Raw genomic sequence first — 412 nt, forward strand, 5'->3', positions numbered from 1 at the left:
TAAGCGTCACCGTAACACTCCATGTACCGTCTTCCGACACCTGCACATCTTGGCGACTCAATCTAGCCATCGAATCATGGTCATAAATTCTAATCCATGAGTTGGCTTCCGATGTACCAAATAACACCACATTCGTATCGTTCGTGCTTGCGCCCGATATTAAATTATTGCCCTCTTCGTCAGTGACTCCGAGTATGACCAATTCCGGCCTCACAGTGTCCGACGTAATTGTAAAGTCTGATGACACGCCTACATTGCCTGTCGCATCCGTCGCTTTGGCGTTAAATTGATAGCGATCACCATGACTCAGGCTCGCGGTGTAACTCCAACTACCATCCGGCGCTACCGTCGCATCACCTACTTCTTCGTCACCATTATAAATCTTGACTGTTGAGCCCGCTTCCGTTGTACC

The 412-nt window shown here is 48.8% G+C and carries 1 protein-coding gene; it reads right to left on the reverse strand.

From position 1 onward, the window contains the following. On the reverse strand, positions 1-412 hold a 412-nt coding region (locus tag I8J31_RS20770; protein WP_199470494.1), incomplete at both ends, for an Ig-like domain-containing protein.

It is taken from the genome of Marinomonas transparens (assembly GCF_016463975.1).
In the GTDB taxonomy this organism is placed as follows: Bacteria; Pseudomonadota; Gammaproteobacteria; order Pseudomonadales; family Marinomonadaceae; genus Marinomonas; species Marinomonas transparens.